This is a genomic window from Kitasatospora nipponensis (assembly GCF_039528135.1).
GTDB lineage: Bacteria > Actinomycetota > Actinomycetes > Streptomycetales > Streptomycetaceae > Kitasatospora > Kitasatospora nipponensis.
Genome location: NZ_BAAALF010000624.1, coordinates 1 through 817, shown reverse-complemented (window position 1 = coordinate 817; position 817 = coordinate 1). Strand labels below are relative to the sequence as shown.

At 68.9% G+C, this 817-nt stretch carries 1 protein-coding gene; it reads left to right on the top strand.

Features of this window, described 5'->3' with window-relative positions; translation table 11 throughout:
• Window positions 1-592 precede the first annotated feature (592 nt).
• Window positions 593-817 (top strand): IS110 family transposase (locus tag ABD323_RS42335; protein ID WP_344447380.1); only part of this gene is annotated, 225 nt, incomplete at its 3' end.

Below are 817 nucleotides of genomic sequence, written 5' to 3'. Positions count from 1 at the left end.
GCCCTCAGTACAGGTGCTGCAGAGCCCCCGGTGTGCCGTCGCCCCACCCCAGCCCGGTTCACCTCGCCGGCAGTTCGGTCACCTGCACCCGATGGGGTTCCTCGCGCTGGATCCCGGCAGGCGGCGCCAAGAGAATCCCTCGCGTACAGCCGTAGTTCGTCCCGATTCGATTGACCGGTCGGCAACTTCTTCGGGCACCGGCCACCAGTCGATACCGGCCATTGACGTCCGGTCTTCCGCGTTCTGATGGGACCCAGACATCGAATGGCCAACGCCTGATCACGACCCGGCGGTTGGCAGCCCCATACCCTCAGAGCACAAGGCCGCGCGAAAGATGCCAGAGGTGTTCGATCCCCTTGCCCGCCTGACAGTGATGATGTTCATGAGCGTCTCCCGGCGGGGTCTGACCCACCGCCTGACTGACCACGGGTCCTTCACGTGATCTGTCGGCCCCGCCCGGGAGGCGTTCGTGCGCATCCACCGGCCCGGCCTGCGTGACTTCATAAGAGCCTGGCCAGAGGCCCCATCACTGTCCTGTCCGCCCGCCGGACCGGTGGCTGCCGCCCTGACCGGTTCAATGGAGAGGACGGCGATGTCCACCATCGCACAGCGGACCCGCGAGATCACCGGCGGCGTCGACACCCACAAGGACACCCACACCGCGGCGGCCGTCGACTCGGCCGGACGGCCGCTGGGCGCCGAGCAGTTCGAGGCCACCGCGGCCGGCTACCGCGAACTCCTGGCCTGGCTCCGCTCGTTCGGCAACCTGGTGCTGGTCGGGGTGGAGGGCACCGGCGCCTACGGCGCCGGCCTGGCC